Here is a 16390-nt window from a genome sequence, read left to right as displayed (position 1 = left end):
AGCTTTACGATTCCTCTGCGGCAGGACGATGGTCGCCGCCCGTACAGTTGATCTCACGGGGTTTTGCCTTCGTCCTATCGCACTCGACAGGCCTCCCATGGCCGAGATTGGGGAGATCTTCCGAATGCCGATAGAGGCGCCCATCACACCACGAGGTTCACGATCCGCCCAGGCACCACGATGACCTTGCGGGGGACACGGCCTTCGAGAGCCTTCCGCACGGCCTCATCGGCGAGGACGAGGGCTTCCACCGTCGCGGTATCGGCCGTGCGAGGCACCGTGACGTCCGCACGCTTCTTCCCGTTGAGCTGGACGGGGAGGGTGATCTCGTCCTCCACCAGCAACGCACGATCGACCACCGGCCATGCAGCTTCAGCGACAAGCCCCTGCCGGCCAAGGGCCACCCAGCATTCTTCGGCCAGATGTGGCATCATCGGCGCGACGAGCTGCGTGAGGATGCCCGCCGCTTCCGTCGCCGCATCACGCGAAACGGTGGCTGTACGGATCGCCTCATCGAGAGCGTTCGAAAGCGTGTAGACATGGGCGACGCAGCGGTTGAAGCGAAGACGCTCCACATCCTCCTCCACGGCGGCCAGAGCCTTGTGGGCGGCCTTGCGCAACGCTGAATCCGATGCGCCAGTCCCTGCCGGCACTCCGCTCGCGAGAGAGACCAGGCGCCAGACCCGCTGAACGAAGCGGGCCGCGCCCTGGACGCCATCTTCCGTCCAGATCACGTCACGCTCGGGCGGAGAATCTGACAGCATGAACCATCGAGCGGTATCGGCGCCGTAGCTCGCGATGATGTCGTCCGGGTCCACCACGTTCTTCTTGGACTTCGACATCTTTTCGATGGAGCCGATGGAAATCGGCGCATCTGTTTTCACGTGAAACGCCTGACGCTCACCGCCCTCGGCGGTGATGCGGATATCGGCGGGCTGAACCCATGCGCCCGCTGCGTCCTTGTAGGTCTCGTGGACGACCATGCCTTGCGTGAACAGGCCGGCGAACGGCTCCGAGACCCCGGACCAACCCGTCGCCTGCATCGCCCTCGTGAAGAAGCGCGCATAGAGCAGGTGCAAAATCGCGTGCTCGATGCCGCCGATATACTGGTCCACGGCCAGCCAGTGATCCACCGCCGCACGATCGGTGGGCGCTTCCTTGAGCCAGGGCGCGGTAAAGCGCGCGTAGTACCAGGACGAATCGACGAAGGTGTCCATCGTGTCGGTCTCGCGCCGGGCCGCAGCACCGCAGCGCGGGCAGGGCACGTTGCGCCAGGCATAGTCCCGCTCCAGCGGGTTGCCGGGGGTGTCGAACGACACTTCTTCCGGCAGCTTCACCGGCAGGTCGGCGACCGGGACGGAGACGGGGCCGCAGGCGTCGCAATGGATGATGGGGATCGGGCAACCCCAATAGCGCTGGCGCGAGACGCCCCAGTCGCGCAGGCGGAACTGGATCTTGCGCGCCGCCACCGGCTCGCCGTTCAGGATCTCTCCCTCCAGTCGGTTGGACACGGCATGGAAGGCCTCGTCCGTCGTCATGTCGTCGAGGAAGCCCGAATTGATCATGCGTCCATCGCCATCATAGGCGGTGTCGGTGACGATGAAACTCGCCGCATCCTGCCCTTCCGGACAGACGACGGGCGTATTGCCGAGGCCGTATTTGTTGGAAAAGTCGAGGTCGCGCTGGTCGTGGGCGGGGCAGCCGAACACGGCGCCGGTGCCATATTCCATCAGCACAAAGTTCGCGACATAGACCGGCAGCAGCCAGGATGGGTCGAGGGGGTGGCGCACCCGCAAGCCCGTATCGAAGCCGAGCTTCTCCGCCGTGTCGATCGCGGCCTGCGCCGTGCCGGTGCGGCGGCACTCCTCGATGAAGCTCTGGAGTTCGGGACGCGTTGCGGCCACGGACGCCGCGACCGGGTGATCGGCGGCGATGGCCAGGAACTTTGCGCCGAACAGGGTGTCAGGACGGGTCGTGTAGACCTTGATCTCGCCGTCACGCGAGTCGAAGGCGAAGCGGACCTCCAGCCCCTCCGAACGGCCAATCCAGTTCTTCTGCATCACCCGGACCTTCTCCGGCCAACGCTCCAGGCCGTCGAGGGCGTCGTAGAGATCCTGTGCAAAATCGGTGATCTTGAAGAACCATTGCGTCAGCTCACGCTGTTCCACCAGCGCCCCGGAGCGCCAGCCGCGCCCGTCGATGACCTGCTCGTTGGCAAGAACGGTATGATCCACCGGATCCCAGTTCACCTTGGCGGTGCGGCGGGTGACGAGTCCCTTGTCGAGGAAATCGAGGAACATCCGCTGCTGGTGCTTGTAGTAATCGGGGTCGCAGGTGGCGATCTCCCGGCTCCAGTCGAGGGACAGGCCCATGCTCTGTAACTGGCCGCGCATGGTGGCGATGTTGGCGTAGGTCCATTCGCGCGGGTTGACCTTGCGCTCCATGGCGGCGTTCTCGGCGGGCAACCCGAAGGCGTCCCAGCCCATCGGGTGAAGCACCGCGAACCCCTTCGCACGTTTGTAGCGGGCCACCACGTCGCCCATGGCGTAGTTGCGCACATGGCCCATATGGATGCGCCCCGAAGGATAGGGGAACATCTCCAGCACGTAGTATTTCGGGCGCGGATCGTCGTTCCTCGTGGCGTAGATGCCTTGCGCCGCCCAGGCCTCCTGCCAGCGTGGCTCGGCATCCTTGGCGTTGTAGCGCTCCGGAACGGGCATGGGGGAGGAGGTCATGTCGGGAACTCTGAAATACGGGCCAGGATGGCCTGGCAAGGCGCCTCACGCGGCGCCGGAGCGGTTGGATGCCGGACTAACACGGCCTGTTTGCCGGTCAACAGAGCCGTCACCGGTGAAGCCCGGCGCTTGCAGCCCGCGTTGCGGATGATAGGTCAGGCGTGAACCGCCCTTCCTCCTTTGCCCACGAGACATCATGCCTGACTCCTCCCCGCCGAGATACGCCCATCCGGACGCCGACGCCGTCGTCGCCGGCCTGACGGCCGTGCGCGAGAGGATCGTGCAAGCAGCCCAGGATTCCGAGCGGGACCCGGCCGCAATCTCCCTGGTGGCAGTCTCGAAGCTCATCGATGCGGACGGTATCGTCCCGGCCCTGGAGGCGGGACATCGGGTCTTCGGCGAAAACTACGTTCAGGAATCGAAGGCGAAGTGGCCGGCTTTGCGCGAGCGCTTTCCCGATGTCGAGCTTCACCTCGTCGGGCCGCTCCAATCGAACAAAGCCCGCGAGGCGGTGGAGCTGTTCGACGTGATCCATGCCCTCGACCGGCTGTCCCTGGCGGCGGCCCTGGCCAAGGCGATCGAGCGCACGGGCCGGACACCGAAGCTGCTGGTCCAGGTGAATACCGGCGACGAACCGCAAAAGGCCGGGGTCTCGCCCTCGCAGGTGGACGTCCTTCTCAGCGAGTGTCGTGAGACCCACGGGCTCGCGATCAACGGGCTCATGTGCATCCCACCGGCCGAAGCCCCGCCGTCGGCGCATTTCGCCCTCCTTGCGCGCATCGCCGAGCGCCACAACCTGCCCATCCTCTCCATGGGCATGAGCTCCGATTACCCTGCGGCGATCCAAATGGGCGCCACCCATATCCGCGTCGGCACTGCCATCTTCGGCGAGCGCCCCCGCGCCACCGGGGCCTGAAGAGCTGCCTATCCCACCCACGCCCCATTCCCGGGGCGCCACAGCGGCACCGGACTCGACGGCGCCCTAGCCGAACGCACCCACCTCGTGCTGGATCATGCCGGACAGCTCACGGACGCGGGCGAAGGACTGGCGGATCGGGCCGAAGATCGTCTTGTGCTCAGATTCATAGGTGCCGACGTCGCGCGGGCCGGCGGGCTCACCGAAGTTGAGGCCGAGAGTCGGGTCCGGCGTGATCGGGAAGATCTCGTCGAGCATTGCGAGGCAGCCGTCGATGTCGAGGCGCAGGAAGCGTTCGATCAACTGCTCGCGGGTGATGCCGGATTGCGGACGGAAGCCCGGAATGTGCACGGCCAGGAACCAGATCCGGTGGATCAGGGCGAGGCGCAGGGCGTGAAGCAGGGTCAGGCGCACCGACATCTTGCCGAGATCAGGAGCCGCGGATTGCAGGCTCAACCAGTCGCTGGTCAGGCGGCCGAACAGGCGGCGCAGGTCGGGCGCGAGGCGTAGGCGGTCGAGGGCGGTGGCGATGACGAGGAGTTCGTCGCGCCGGTCGTCGCGTTGCGTGCGCCGTGCCCGTTCGAGCCACATGGCCGGGTCTAGCGTGTCGATATAGGCGCGCAGCACGTCGAGGTCGCCCACCGCCGAGGCATGCTGGGCGAGGCGAAACGCGCGGGAGAACCGGACCGAATCGCGGCGCATGTCGCGGAACAGATCCGGTGCGCGGCTCGCCGCCCGGCCGAGGCCGTGCAGCGAATTGGCGAGATAGCCGAGCTGATGCAGGATCGCGTTGTTGGGAATCGCCCGCATTTGGCGGGGATGGGTGATCATGCTGGGGCCACCGCTGTCGCTCTGGCGCGCCACCGGCCGCGAGCCGGTGCGGTCGAGGAGGCTCGGGCCGAACGTGCCCAGCAGCGCCGCGTAGCCGGGGTCGTCCACCAGGGCTTCCATGTCCTGGCGGGCGACGGTGAAGAACTCGGCGGCGAAATCGGCCTCCCCGTAGATCGGGTCGTCGGTCTCGTCGGCGCCCGGCGCATCGGACAGGACGTAGTCGGCAAAGGAATCGTCGTCGGCGATGTCGAAGGCGAAGAGATGCTCGGCGATCCGCTCCACCGTCGAGCGGGCAAGGGCCTGCGTGCCGAACATCAGGTAGCCGTCCGAGCCCTGGAAGCTCGATTCCAGCCGCACCTTGATGCCGGCCTTGCGGTTCTTGTGTCGCGAATCCTCCGGCGCGAGATAGGCGAGGCGATCCCGCAGGGAGGTCGGATGGGCGCCGCGCCCGATCGATTCGCCATGGGTGTCGAAGATCGCGAGCTCGATGCCGGACAGGCCGTTCTGCGCCATCAGGTCGGTGATGCGCAGGCGCAGGCGCTCGATCCAGAAACTCGCGGCAAGCTGGCCGACATAGCGGCCCGAATCCGAATAGCCGAACTGCACGGTCAGGCGCCCGATGCGCTTGAGGTAGGCGCGCCAATGCGGATTGCGCAGGGCGTCGTCGAGGACGCGGATGCCCTGTTCCAGGGCGCTCGCCGTCTCGAACAGCGGCGTAATCTCGACCTTGTCGCTGATCCCATAATGCCGGGCCAGCCAGAGGGCGGCTAGAAGGGTGTATCCGGTCTCCGTCTCGGCGATGAGGAAGCGCACCGGATGGGTGCCATCCACGTGCTTCAGGATCTGCGCGATGGTCATCATCAGGCGCGCGGCCGAGGCGCGCTCGGCAGCGAGCGCCCCGAAATCCACGGCGACCGGATGCACGTCGTTGAGGAGCGCGTGGATGGTGGAGAGGTGCGAGCGCCGATGCGCCGCGTCCGTCGGCTCCCCTTCGAGGTCAATGACCCGGCGCACGGCGTTGTGGATCTGGCTGGCGTTGAGCCGGAAATGCGGAAGGGCATTCGAAAGTCCGTGGGTGGCGATGCCCGAGCGCAGAAGGGCGATGGTACGCTTGTCGTCATCGCTCTCGACGCCGCCCAGGGCTCCGGCGAGGCCCGCCAGGATCGGCCCGGAATCGGTCTGAGCGCGCTCGCGCTCGATGATGAGCGCCAGGGCGAAGCGGTGCACCGCCTCGAGAGAGGGCTTGGTTCCGAGGCGCGGGGCAACGGCGAGCTGCCGGTTCACGGCCGCCAGCGCGCCCTGCGTCAGGTCCCGCACCACGTTGGTGGCCGGCACGTCCGGAAGCTGCCGCATCACCCGGTCCAGCTGCATGCGCTTCGATTCCAGCCGGTAGCGCAGGGTATCCCACCAGCCGATATCGGTGCGCCCGTCCGTGTCGCAACCGACCCAGGAGGCAAGGGCGAAGGGCTTGAGCACCAGCTCCGCCCAGCGCTCGGGCCAACGGGCGCGGGCGGCGTCGAGAAGGGCGGCGTTGAAGCTGTCCAGGGCCACGCGTCCGTGATTGGCCGCGAGGCAAGCCTGCTCGAACTCGTCGTCCAGACTGATCTTCGCATCCGGTCGGGTCGAAAGAGCGGCGGCCTTCTCCATCAGGGGCAGGCGCGTGGCCTCGCTGTTCTGCGACGCGGCCTCCGCGATGAGCGCCGCCACGGCCTTAGGCATGCCGAAGGTCGGGTGGGCGGTGAACACCACGGCGAATCCGGTGCGGCTCACCAGATCGCGGAAGGTCTCGAAATCCCCCGCCCCCTTCGGAATCGCGGCCACGAGGCGCGCCGGCATCGCACTGTCCGCCGATGCCTGGGCGTCCCGGTCCAACCCGACATAGCCGCGCAGGCGCTCGGCCCGAGCCACCAGGGCCTGGGTCCGCAGTCGGGTGAACAAGCCGTCGAGGTCGTTCTCGCCGATCTCGTCGCGGTCGAAGCGGCGGGTGATCGCGAGCGTCACCGCCAGGACGGGATTGCGGAACGGATCCTCGCTCGACCGCTCGCGGGATTCCTCGATCAGGGCGATGAGATCCCGTTCCAGTTCGCCGGGATCGGGCACCGCATTGGCTGGGCTGCGGTCAAGCATGCGCATCGATCGACCTTGTCTGGGCAGGGGAGAAGAGGAGGGTGGCCCCGGAATCGAACCGTCTTAGAACGAGTCGACCGTCGGACCGGCGACAATGGGCGTCGGACGATCCGTCATCCACTGCAGGATGGCCTTGCCGGGGGGCGTCACGACCGTGCAAGGGCAATCCGTTCGCATGGTTTCGGCTCCACATGTCGTTGGGCGCGACGCAAGGACCGTTCCGGTGGTAGCGGTCCAGAAGCCAATGGCCAGTCCTTGTGCGAAAGCGCTCTCGTGATGCGCGACAAGTGGATGCAACCCTGCCGCGGCTGGGGTAACCCTCAGGACCATGCAGATCCGTCCGATCCCGCCTCGTCCTCTCGGACTTCCAGTTCCCACGTTCCGGCCGCGGATGGCGCCACGTGCGCGGTGCCGTGCGCTCGCGTGCTGCGCCGCCCTGCTCGGGCTGCTGCTGGAAGGCACGCTCGTCGTCGCCCAGGAGGATGCCGCCGCGCCGGCGGGAGAGATCGAGGCTCCGGTGGCCAAGCCCAAGCCGAAACCAAAGCCCAAGCCGAAACCCGTCGCCAAACCTGCCGAAGCGGCTTCCGGTCTGGCCGCGCCCGTAACATTGCCGGCCGTCAATCTCGCCCCCGTGAAGCTGCCCGAGCTCATCGTAGTCTGCGACAACGGTCAGGGCGCGTTCTACGAAGGGCAAGGCGCCGTCTCGCTCTGGGTGACGCGGAGCGGCGCCATCACCGTCGACAACCCGCTTCGCCCCCTGACACCGGAGACCACGCGGGTGCTGCAGGTCGTCATCGGCAACAAGGCCGCCACCGCCTTCGGCCCCGATCTCCTGGCCCTGCGCCGGGGCGGCAGTCCCGCCGCCCTGGAGGCGACGACGGGCGGACCGGTGCGCTGGGACGCACAGCTCACGGTGCTACCAGATTTCCTCAACATCGTCTCCGAGGCCGGCGAGGTTCTGGCACGGCTCGATTACCGGCGTTGCGGCGACGCCCCGGAGGTGACGGTGGCGCCGGTCGCCAAGACGAAGCCCAAGCCCGTGGCGAAGTCGCCGCGTCCCCCCAAAGCTTCCACCGCCGCGGGAGCGGGACGAGGGGAGGGCGCCGCTCCTCGCGGCCTGCAATTGCCGCAGGGCGCCATTCCGGCCGGCCAATGATGATCGCGAGACGAGGGGGAACGACATGAAAGCCGCCGAGGTGATCGCCAAGCTGGGGCTTCAGCCGCACCCGGAGGGTGGCCATTACCGCGAAACGTTTCGCGATCCGGTGGAGGTCGATGGCCGTTCGGTGGGAAGCGCGATCTACTACCTCCTCGATGTCGGCGAGACCTCAGAATGGCACCGGGTCGATGCCTCCGAGATCTGGTTCTGGCATGCCGGCGCGCCGTTGGTGATCACCACGAGCCCGAACGGGCACGATGCAGCCGCCACCTATCTCGGTCCCGATCTCGCTCGTGGCCACCAGCCGCAGATCGTGGTGCCGGCGGGGCATTGGCAGACCGCAACGAGCCTCGGATCGTGGACATTGGTGAGCTGCACAGTCTCCCCGGCCTTCCGGTTCGAGGGGTTCGAGATGGCGCCCCCGGGCTGGCGGCCGGTGCCGCGCGGCTAGGGGGGAACGCACCGCTCGCGCCGCCTCGCCGGGTTCCTAACCCTCGATCTCGTCCTTCTTCGCGATCATCGGCACCAACGGGGTGATCCTCAGGGCGGTGATGCGGTTCTTGGCCTTGCGCAGGACCTGAAACCGGAAGCCGTGGAAGTTGAAGGCGGTGCCGGTATCGGGGATCGCCCGCGCCTCGTGGATGACGAGGCCAGCGATGGTCGTCGCCTCCTCGTCGGGCAGGTTCCAGTCCATGGCGCGGTTGAGGTCGCGGATGGCGACGGAGCCGTCGGCATTCACCGAGCCATCCCCCTGGGGGCGCACCCCGGAGACCGCGACGTCGTGCTCGTCGGCGATATCGCCGACGATCTCCTCCAGGATGTCCTCGAGCGTCACGAGCCCCATCACCTCGCCGTACTCGTCGACGACGAGGGCGAAATGGGTCTTCTTGGTGAGGAAGGCCTTGAGCTGGTCGCGCAAGCTGGTCGTGTCGGGCACGAACCAAGTCTCCAGGGCCAGGGCCTCGACCTTGAGACCGGATGCGTCGCCCCCGGCAGCATCGAGCGCGCGCAGCAGATCCTTGGCGTGGAGCACGCCGATGATGTTCTCGGAGGTGCCGCGCCAGAGCGGCATGCGCGTGTAGGGCGAGGACAGCACCTCCCGCACGATCTCCTCCGAGGGGAGATCGGCATTGATGGTGCGCATTTTTGTGCGGTGCACCATGACCTCGGAGACGGACAATTCGTGCAGGTCGAGCAAGCCGCCGAGCATGTCGCGCTCGGCCTTGGCGACTCCCCCCTCGCGGTGAAGCAGGGCGACCTGTCCGCGAATCTCCTCGGTGGGTGAGAGAATCGACTGATGCTGCCCGATACTGATGCCGAAGGGGCGCAGCATCAGCCGCACCAGTTTCTCGATGGCGATGGCCGCCGGGCCGAGGAGCGCCACCGCGAAGGCGACAGGCCGCGCCATCACCAGGGCGGCCTGGTCCGGCTTGTTGATGGCGAGGGTCTTGGGCAGTACCTCGGCGAAGACGATGACGAGGACCGACATCACGCCGGTGGCATAGAGCACGCCGCTCTTGCCGAAGATCGTGGTCAGCACGCTCGTGGTGAAGGCGGAGGCACCGATGGCGACGATGTTGTAGCCGATCAGCATGGCGCCGATGAACCGCTCGCGCGAGGCGAGAATGCGGTTGACGAGGCGTGCCCGCAGGTCGCCATTGTTCTCGAGGGAGAGCATCCGCGCCCGCGACGCCGCGGTGAAGGCGGTCTCCGCCCCCGCGAAGAAGGCCGAGAGCAGCAGCGACATCACCACGATGCTCGCGGCGAGCCAGAGGTCGGTATGCGTGTCCATCAGACCGTCGTCGCACCAAGCCGTGCCGCACCGGCACGGTGCCGGTCTTGGCGAGCCCCACTCATATACCAACCCACCACCGAAGCGATGCATGGCGCCGGATTGGAGCGGAGGGGCCGCCATGGCCGCCCCTCTGTCCCGGCCGCCTGGAGCCACGTGGTGTCCCTAAAGCGGCGTCATCCGTGCGCCGAGTTCCGGATCGTCTTCCGCCGACGCTCCGGGAATCCGGGAAAGGGAGGCGATCGGGTCACGCTCCGCGCAGCTCGTCCTGGAGAAAAGCCTTCACCTCGGCGCGGTCGATGCCCGGTGCGATGAAGCTCTGGCCGATCCCGCGGGCGAGGATGAAGGTCAGCGCCCCGTCGCGCACCTTCTTGTCCTGTGCCATGGCCTCGAGGATGGCGTCGGCATCGCCGCATCCGCCGGGGACGGCCTGAAGGCGGGTGGGCAGGCCGGCCAGGGCGAGGTGGTTGGCCACGCGGCCAGCATCCTGGCCGGGGCAGAGGCCGAGACGGGCCGAGAAGCGGAAGGCCAGGGCCAGGCCGATCGCGACGCCCTCGCCATGGACGAGGCGGGCGGATTCGTAGCCGGTGAGTCGTTCCAGGGCATGGCCGAAGGTGTGGCCGAGATTGAGCAGGGCGCGCTCGCCGTCCTCGCGCTCGTCGCGCACCACGACGCCGGCCTTGGACCGGCAGCAGATCGCCACCGCCTCGTCGCGCTCGGGGCCGCCGGAGAAGATGCCGGCCCAGTTGGCCTCACACCAGTCGAAGAAGCCGGAATCGGCAATGAGGCCGTACTTCGCCACCTCGGCGTAGCCGGCGCGCATCTCGCGCTCGGACAGGGTGTCGAGGGTGGCGGTATCGGCCAGGACCAGTCGCGGCTGGTGGAAAGCACCGATGAGGTTTTTGCCCAGGGGCGAGTTGATGCCGGTCTTCCCGCCCACCGAGGAATCGACCTGCGAGAGCAGGGTCGTTGGTGCCTGGACGAAGCGGACGCCGCGCCGCAGCGTGGCCGCCGCGAAGCCCGCGAGATCGCCGACCACGCCGCCTCCGAGAGCAACCACGAGGTCGTTGCGCTCGATCCGGTGGGCGAGGAGCCCGTCGCAGACCTGGGCGTAGACCGCAAAGCTCTTCGACGCCTCGCCCGGCGCGACGGTGACGAGGCCGGAGCGCAGGCCCGCCGCCTCCAGGCTCTCGCGCAGGCGCTCGCCATAGAGCGCCGACACGGTCTCGTCGGTGACGATGGCGGCGGCACGGCCTCCGAGGGCGGCCACGCGGGCGCCGGCTTCGTCGAGGAGGCCCCGACCGATATGGATGTCGTAGTCGCGGCCCTGGTCGAGGGGGACGTGGACCGTCTGTCCGTCACTCACTGCGCGGCGACACCTTGGTTCGAGGGGCCGTTGAGATAGGCATCGAGGGCCTCCATCACGTCCTCCACCACGCGGTCGTGTGACACGTCGCGCGAGGGGATCATCACGTCGGCACTGCCATAGACGGGATGCCGGATCTCCATCAACTGCCGCATCGTCTCCTCCGGGTCGTCGGTCTGGAGGAGGGGCCGGTTGCCGCGCTTGCGTACACGGCGCATCAGCACGTCGAGCTCCGCCTTCAGCCACACCGAGACGCCACCTTGCGCGATCCGCGCCCGCGTCGCCTCGCGCATGAAGGCGCCTCCCCCGGTGGCCAGCACCAGCGGCCCCTCGCGGATGAGCCGGGCGATCACGCGCTCCTCGCCCTCGCGAAAGCTCGGCTCGCCGTAGATGGCGAAGATGTCGGGGATAGTGAGGTGGGCCGCCGCCTCGATCTCGTTGTCCGCATCCTTGAACATCAGCCCGAGACGCGTCGCCAGGCGCCGCCCCACCGTGCTCTTGCCGGCGCCCATGAGACCGACGAGCACGATCGAGCGCGCCCCGAGGGCACGGCGGAGCCTGACTTCGATGGGATCGGCGGCGATGTCGCCTCCCGATGGCTCGGTCTCGGTCTCGGTCATTGTTAAAATCTTGATACACCCCTTCGCGCGATCCTAGCGCGTTTCACCCTCCGGGCGAAGCGAGGCCGTAAGACGCGACGCGATTCTTCCCAGGACGCGTTTCTTTCGGGCAGGCTTCCCCGGCCCGCGAAGCGGTCCCGGACCGGTGAGGCCGATCGCCGCTCGGCGGTCCCGAACCTCTTGCGGCGCACCCTGTGGCTCCGAAGTCCTTGCCATCGCGCGCCCGGCATGGTGCAACCCCTTGGCTTGGCTGTTCAATGATCTGCTCGCCGGCCGACGTCATCCATGTCCGCAGAGTTCCCTCCGACCGAGGTTCGTCAGAGTGCCGACCCTGTTTCGTTTCCTCGCTACGCTTGTCATCCTCGGTGGACTGGTCTTCGCGGGCATGTTCGCGCTCGCCACCTTCGTTCAGCCCAAGCCCCGGGAAATGAGCGTCAGCATTCCCGCCGCGAAGCTGCAGCCGCCGGGCCGGTGACGGGGTCGGAAAAGGCCGATGAATGGGCCGATAAGGTGGAAGGCGCCGAAGGTCCGGACCTCATCGTCGCCTATCTCGAGATGCTCGCGGCGGAGCGTGGCGCCGCCGCCAACACGCTCGCCGCCTATCGCCGCGACCTCGACCACTACCTCGCGGCCCTGTCCGCCTCGGGACGCGATCCGCTCGATACCGATGCGGGCGAGGTCCGCGCCTATCTGGCGGATCTCGAAACCCAGGGGCTGAAGGCCTCCTCCGCCGCGCGCCGGCTGTCCTGCATTCGCGGCTTCCACAAGTTCCTGTACGCCGAAGGCCTCGCCGAGACCGATCCGAGCGCGCCGGTGGGTGGCCCGCGCAGGGGACGCACCCTGCCCAAGGTGCTGTCGGTGGCCGAGGTGGACGACCTTCTGCGCACCGCCCGCGAGCGGGCCGTGGCGCCGCAGTCCGAGGATGCGACGGGCGAGCGGCGGCGCGCGGTCCGGATGCTGTGCCTGCTCGAAACCCTCTACGCCACCGGCCTGCGCGTATCGGAACTCGTCGCCCTGCCGCGCTCGGCCGCCACCACGAAGCAGCGCTACCTCGTGGTGAAGGGCAAGGGCGGGCGCGAGCGGCTGGTGCCGCTCACCGATCTCGCGCGCGCCGCCATGCGCGAGCACCTGCCCCATCTCACCGGCGACGGCCCCTTCCTGTTCCCGTCCGACAGCGAGAGCGGGCACCTGACCCGGCAGGCTTTCGCGCGCGACCTCAAGATTGCGGCGGCGGCGGCGGGGATCCGTGAGGACCGCGTGAGCCCGCACGTGTTGCGCCACGCCTTCGCCAGTCATCTCCTGCAGAACGGGGCCGATCTCAGGATCGTGCAGGAGCTTCTGGGACATGCCGACATCTCGACGACCCAGATCTACACGCATGTCCTCGACGAGCGCCTGAAGAGCATGGTCCGCGATCTCCACCCACTCATGGACGACCCGACCGAATCCGGTACCGCGCCCGCCTGACCCGGGCGCTTCGATATCGACTCAGAACGCAATCCGTTTCCCCCTGCTGACCGCGATCGTCGTCTCATCGGTGAGCGAGAACACGATACCCGCGCTGCGCAGGGCGCCGATCACCTGATTGCGGTTGGCCACCGAGACGGAGGTGATGCAGCCCTCGAGCCGGCGGATCGTCGAGAGCGACACGCCCGAGGCTCCGCTCAGATCCATCATCGACCAGTCGAGCAGCGCGCGCGCCGCGCGAACATGTCCGGCTTCGAGGCACTGTTCGAGGCCGAGCAGAAGGCGGCCGGTGGGTCTGATCTTCAGATGGATCGGACCGACGAAGTTGGTCCAGCTTTCGACCTGCCCCGCAGCGTCGAGCACGGGAATCATCACCATGCGGTAAGTCACCGTTTCCCCATTCGCCAGTCTGAGGTTCGGCATCGTGTGGACGAGGCGCTTGGTAAGATACTGCTCTCGCCCTTAATCGCGCCAATGGCGGCGCTCGCCCTTGAGGACCGGTAGGGTCGGCTCCTGCAGGAGTTCTCCTTCGGGAAGGCCGACGAGGTTGAGCCATTCGGCCGAAAATTTCCTGAACGGGTAGACATCCGTGGTCGACGTGAATGCACCGGCGCTGTCGTCGATCGCCCGGTCCGCTGCTGCTGCTCCGCCTCGGCGCGGGCCAGCATGGCTGGGTCGCTGATGTCGGCGAGGAGGACATGCGCTCTCAAGTGCCGTCCATCGGGCGCGGTCGTCACCTCCACGCGGCTCATGACGGGACAGATCGTGGAATCCGGCCGCACGATGCGAAAGATCGAGGGCGGTACCGTTTCCGATCGCCTCACGAGGCCGGGTTTCACGGTCGGCGGGCAATCATCCGGATGGATGAGTCCGAACAGAAGCGCATAATCGGGCCCGACGAGGCCGTTGGAAATCCCTAGGATTGAATGGAGTCCGGACGACCAGGAATGGGTGTCGTGGGCAAAATCCCAGCGCCAATGCCCGGCACGTCCATAATGCTTGACCGCACTCGGGATGTCATACGCCAGGTTTCTCAGCGTTCCACTGTGCATTGTGAGGCCGCAAGTTCACGATGATCGTCGATAATGAAGCGAATCCAGGAAGCCGGGAGGACGACCTGAAATGTCAAATATATAACATTTGATAATAAGGCAATAATTTCTTCGAAACTAACGCTGTCACAGCGCAAAATCGCACGGCCAATGCCGGTTCGATCGGCCCTCCTTGCCCATGATCCCCGGCGCGTGTGCCTTGACCTCAGTAACAGGTCTTCGACGACACTCCCCGGTTACTCTGGACACTGGCGGTCACTTGGGGAAGCAACGCGAATCCCCTGGGCGGACCGTCGATCCCGTCCGCCCCGCGTGGTCGTCCCGGAAATGGTCGTCTTGGGCGTCGTCAGGCCAATCCGCCTCCTTGACGCTCAGACATCCGCTTCCTCGTCCAGCGTGTCCTCGATGTAGACCTGCTCCAGCACGACCTTGATCACCGCCATCAGCGGCAGCGCGAGGGCGATGCCCCAGAGACCGAACAGGACGCCGAGCACGAGCTGGCCGGCAAAGATAGTAGCCGGCGGGATATCCAGCGCCCGCTTCTGGATGAAAGGCGTCAGTCCGTAGCTCTCCAGGCATTGAACGACGAGATAGACACCGAAGGCGCCGAGCGCCGCGTTGGTGCCGGAGGCGAGGCCCGCCAGCACGATGATGACCCCGGCGATCAGCGGGCCGATGGTGGGGATGAACGCGAGGAGGCCCGCCTGCAGGCCAAGGATGAGGGCACCGCCGATGCCGAGGAAACTCAGGCCCGCCCAGATGCAGACGAAGATCACCGCCATGGTGATGAGCTGGCCGAACAGCCAATGCCGCAGGGTCTCGCCCATGCCGTCAAGGAGAGCGGTGGCGCGAGGACGGTAGCGTGGCGGCACGAACCGGACGGCGCCGTCGCGGTAGCTGGCAGGATCGGCCGCGCAGGCAAGGCCGAGGAACACGATGACCAGGACGTTGCCCAGCGCGCTGAACAGGCCGGTGACGACGGCGGCCGCCGGTCCCAGCACGCTGCCGGCATCGGACAGAAGAGAGCCAGGGCTCTTGATCGCCCCCGAGGCGAGGCCGCCGAGGCCCCCGGGCTTCTTGTCGGCGGCATCACCCTCGGCGTCCTGATTGCCCGACGTCGCGTCCGGTGCCGAGAAGGCGGGCAGGTCGATCCCGTATTCCTTGAGGCGGTCACGGACCGACCCCGCCTGCTTCGTGACGGTCTGGCCGAGTTCCCGGCCCTGCTGCACCACCGTGGCGCCGCCGAAGACGAGGAAGCCGAGGGTGAGGCCGCCGAGGATCAGGCTGACGATGGTGAGCCGCAGCCCGCGACCGAGACCGATCACCTGGCCGAGCAGACGCGTCAGCCCGTCGAGGAAGACTCCGAGCAGGATGCCGGCGAAGATCAGGAGCAAGGTCGAGGCGGCGGTCCAAGCGAGGATCAGCAGGGCGATGAAAGCCACCACCGCGATTCCCGAGGCCGCCAGCGACCAGTTGGCGGGGTGCGGGCCCGGCTCATCCTTGATCGGCGTACCCTGCTGCATTTGCTTGCCCCTTCGCGCGGCCTACCACGCCGCCCAGCGCGACCGGGCGCGTGAATCCCGTCACAGGCAAGGGGTGTGCGGCATGAGACGCGTCCTCGTCTGTGGATGGACCGGCGACGAATCCCCGCTTGACCGTCCTCACTCCCAGCGTGACGCCGCCTCGTCGTCGGCGCCCGTGGCCTCGACCCAGCCCCCCGTGGTGCCGTCGGTGAGATGCTCGCGCTTCCAGAACGGAGCTTTCGTCTTGAGGTAGTCCATGAGGAAGCTTGCCGCCTCGAAAGCGGCCACGCGATGGCTTGCTGCCGTCACCACGAGGACGATGCCGTCGCCCGGCGCGACGAGGCCGTGCCGGTGGATCACCCGCACGGCCTGGAGCGGCCAGCGGTCCAGTGCCTCCACCACCACCCGGCCGATCTCCGCCTCGGCCATGCCGGGATAATGTTCGAGTTCGAGCCCGGTCAGGCGCCCGCCCTCGTCGCGGCACAGGCCGGTGAAGGTGACGATCGCCCCGGTTCTGCCCCGGAGAGTCCCGCCCAGTTCCGCCATCTCCGCGGCCACGTCGAAGGGCGCGCTCTGGATGCTGATCGCGGCTGCAGCCCGATCGTCCGCCGTCGTCTCGCCTGCTGACATCCGTCGATTCCTTGACGCATCGGCGCGAAAGCCCTCGCGACCGGGTTTGATCCCCCTTAAGGGATGCGCGAGATTGCAAAGTCCGCGCGGTGGTTCCACGCTGTTGCCCATCGGTCCGTCAACGGCATCCAGGCGCCCGGCCTTACCACTCGATCGGCATGGGTTCCATGCC

13 protein-coding genes are annotated in these 16390 nt (G+C 67.4%); 5 read left to right on the top strand and 8 right to left on the bottom strand.

Annotated features, from left to right (window positions below; genetic code table 11):
- Positions 1-143: 143 nt before the first annotated feature.
- Positions 144-2735: a leucine--tRNA ligase gene (gene leuS, locus K368_RS0105185; RefSeq protein ID WP_027171465.1), complete on the bottom strand. Its 2592-nt coding sequence runs from the start codon at positions 2733-2735 to the stop codon at positions 144-146.
- A 196-nt stretch (positions 2736-2931) separates the two neighbouring features.
- On the opposite strand from leuS, the gene K368_RS0105180 reads away from it, so the two are divergent.
- Positions 2932-3651 carry a YggS family pyridoxal phosphate-dependent enzyme gene (locus K368_RS0105180; RefSeq protein ID WP_027171464.1) on the top strand — a complete coding sequence of 240 codons (720 nt, stop codon included), beginning with the start codon at positions 2932-2934 and terminating at the stop codon, positions 3649-3651.
- A gap of 66 nt (positions 3652-3717) precedes the next feature.
- Here K368_RS0105180 and K368_RS0105175 read toward each other — a convergent pair whose 3' ends face one another.
- Positions 3718-6609 (bottom strand): phosphoenolpyruvate carboxylase, encoded by a 2892-nt coding sequence (locus K368_RS0105175; protein WP_027171463.1) that lies wholly within the window; start codon positions 6607-6609, stop codon positions 3718-3720.
- Positions 6610-7000: 391 nt separating this feature from the next.
- Between K368_RS0105175 and K368_RS0105165 the strand changes: the two genes are divergently transcribed.
- Positions 7001-7765, top strand: a complete 765-nt coding sequence (locus K368_RS0105165) for a hypothetical protein (protein ID WP_036265980.1) — start codon at positions 7001-7003, stop codon at positions 7763-7765.
- A 25-nt stretch (positions 7766-7790) separates the two neighbouring features.
- Positions 7791-8219, top strand: a complete 429-nt coding sequence (locus tag K368_RS0105160; protein WP_027171461.1) for a cupin domain-containing protein — start codon at positions 7791-7793, stop codon at positions 8217-8219.
- Between the two features lie 36 nt (positions 8220-8255).
- On the opposite strand, the gene K368_RS0105155 is transcribed toward K368_RS0105160, so the two are convergent.
- The 3 genes from K368_RS0105155 to K368_RS0105145 form a co-directional block, all read right to left on the bottom strand.
- Positions 8256-9560: an HlyC/CorC family transporter gene (locus K368_RS0105155; RefSeq protein ID WP_027171460.1), complete on the bottom strand. Its 1305-nt coding sequence runs from the start codon at positions 9558-9560 to the stop codon at positions 8256-8258.
- A 247-nt stretch (positions 9561-9807) separates the two neighbouring features.
- Positions 9808-10926 carry a 3-dehydroquinate synthase gene (gene aroB, locus K368_RS0105150; RefSeq protein ID WP_027171459.1) on the bottom strand — a complete coding sequence of 373 codons (1119 nt, stop codon included), beginning with the start codon at positions 10924-10926 and terminating at the stop codon, positions 9808-9810.
- A complete protein-coding gene (locus K368_RS0105145) occupies positions 10923-11546 on the bottom strand; it encodes a shikimate kinase (RefSeq protein WP_018045857.1) in 624 nt (207 codons plus the stop codon). Before K368_RS0105145 ends, aroB begins: the two co-directional genes overlap by 4 nt.
- 322 nt (positions 11547-11868) lie before the next feature.
- On the opposite strand from K368_RS0105145, the gene K368_RS0105140 reads away from it, so the two are divergent.
- The gene (locus K368_RS0105140; protein WP_027171458.1) at positions 11869-12021 is read left to right on the top strand and encodes a hypothetical protein; all 153 of its coding nucleotides are present in this window, start codon (positions 11869-11871) and stop codon (positions 12019-12021) included.
- A 35-nt stretch (positions 12022-12056) separates the two neighbouring features.
- Positions 12057-13013 (top strand): site-specific tyrosine recombinase XerD, encoded by a 957-nt coding sequence (locus K368_RS0105135; RefSeq protein WP_027171457.1) that lies wholly within the window; start codon positions 12057-12059, stop codon positions 13011-13013.
- A 21-nt stretch (positions 13014-13034) separates the two neighbouring features.
- Here the strand turns inward: K368_RS0105135 and K368_RS27290 are convergent, their stop codons facing one another.
- The 3 genes from K368_RS27290 to K368_RS0105120 all read right to left on the bottom strand — a co-directional run bounded on the left by K368_RS27290 (position 13035) and on the right by K368_RS0105120 (position 16218).
- Positions 13035-13385: a hypothetical protein gene (locus K368_RS27290; protein WP_245259508.1), complete on the bottom strand. Its 351-nt coding sequence runs from the start codon at positions 13383-13385 to the stop codon at positions 13035-13037.
- Positions 13386-14436: 1051 nt separating this feature from the next.
- A complete protein-coding gene (locus tag K368_RS0105125) occupies positions 14437-15588 on the bottom strand; it encodes an AI-2E family transporter (RefSeq protein WP_051439765.1) in 1152 nt (383 codons plus the stop codon).
- Between the two features lie 138 nt (positions 15589-15726).
- Entirely contained in the window at positions 15727-16218 is a 492-nt protein-coding gene (locus K368_RS0105120) for a molybdenum cofactor biosynthesis protein MoaE (protein ID WP_051439764.1), read from the bottom strand.
- Positions 16219-16390: the final 172 nt, after the last annotated feature.

The organism is Methylobacterium sp. 10 (assembly GCF_000519085.1).
Classification (GTDB): Bacteria; Pseudomonadota; Alphaproteobacteria; order Rhizobiales; family Beijerinckiaceae; genus Methylobacterium.
This window is presented reverse-complemented; position numbering and strand designations above follow the sequence as displayed.

Bases quoted from the DNA above. Each gene is read 5' to 3' on its own strand.
- K368_RS0105125 (WP_051439765.1), bottom strand. From the start codon at position 15,588: ATGCAGCAGGGTACGCCGATCAAGGATGAGCCGGGCCCGCACCCCGCC.
- K368_RS27290 (WP_245259508.1), bottom strand. From the start codon at position 13,385: ATGATTCCCGTGCTCGACGCTGCGGGGCAGGTCGAAAGCTGGACCAAC.
- leuS (WP_027171465.1), bottom strand. From the start codon at position 2,735: ATGACCTCCTCCCCCATGCCCGTTCCGGAGCGCTACAACGCCAAGGAT.
- K368_RS0105120 (WP_051439764.1), bottom strand. From the start codon at position 16,218: ATGTCAGCAGGCGAGACGACGGCGGACGATCGGGCTGCAGCCGCGATC.
- K368_RS0105180 (WP_027171464.1), top strand. From the start codon at position 2,932: ATGCCTGACTCCTCCCCGCCGAGATACGCCCATCCGGACGCCGACGCC.
- K368_RS0105165 (WP_036265980.1), top strand. From the start codon at position 7,001: ATGGCGCCACGTGCGCGGTGCCGTGCGCTCGCGTGCTGCGCCGCCCTG.
- K368_RS0105145 (WP_018045857.1), bottom strand. From the start codon at position 11,546: ATGACCGAGACCGAGACCGAGCCATCGGGAGGCGACATCGCCGCCGAT.
- K368_RS0105155 (WP_027171460.1), bottom strand. From the start codon at position 9,560: ATGGACACGCATACCGACCTCTGGCTCGCCGCGAGCATCGTGGTGATG.
- K368_RS0105160 (WP_027171461.1), top strand. From the start codon at position 7,791: ATGAAAGCCGCCGAGGTGATCGCCAAGCTGGGGCTTCAGCCGCACCCG.
- K368_RS0105175 (WP_027171463.1), bottom strand. From the start codon at position 6,609: ATGCTTGACCGCAGCCCAGCCAATGCGGTGCCCGATCCCGGCGAACTG.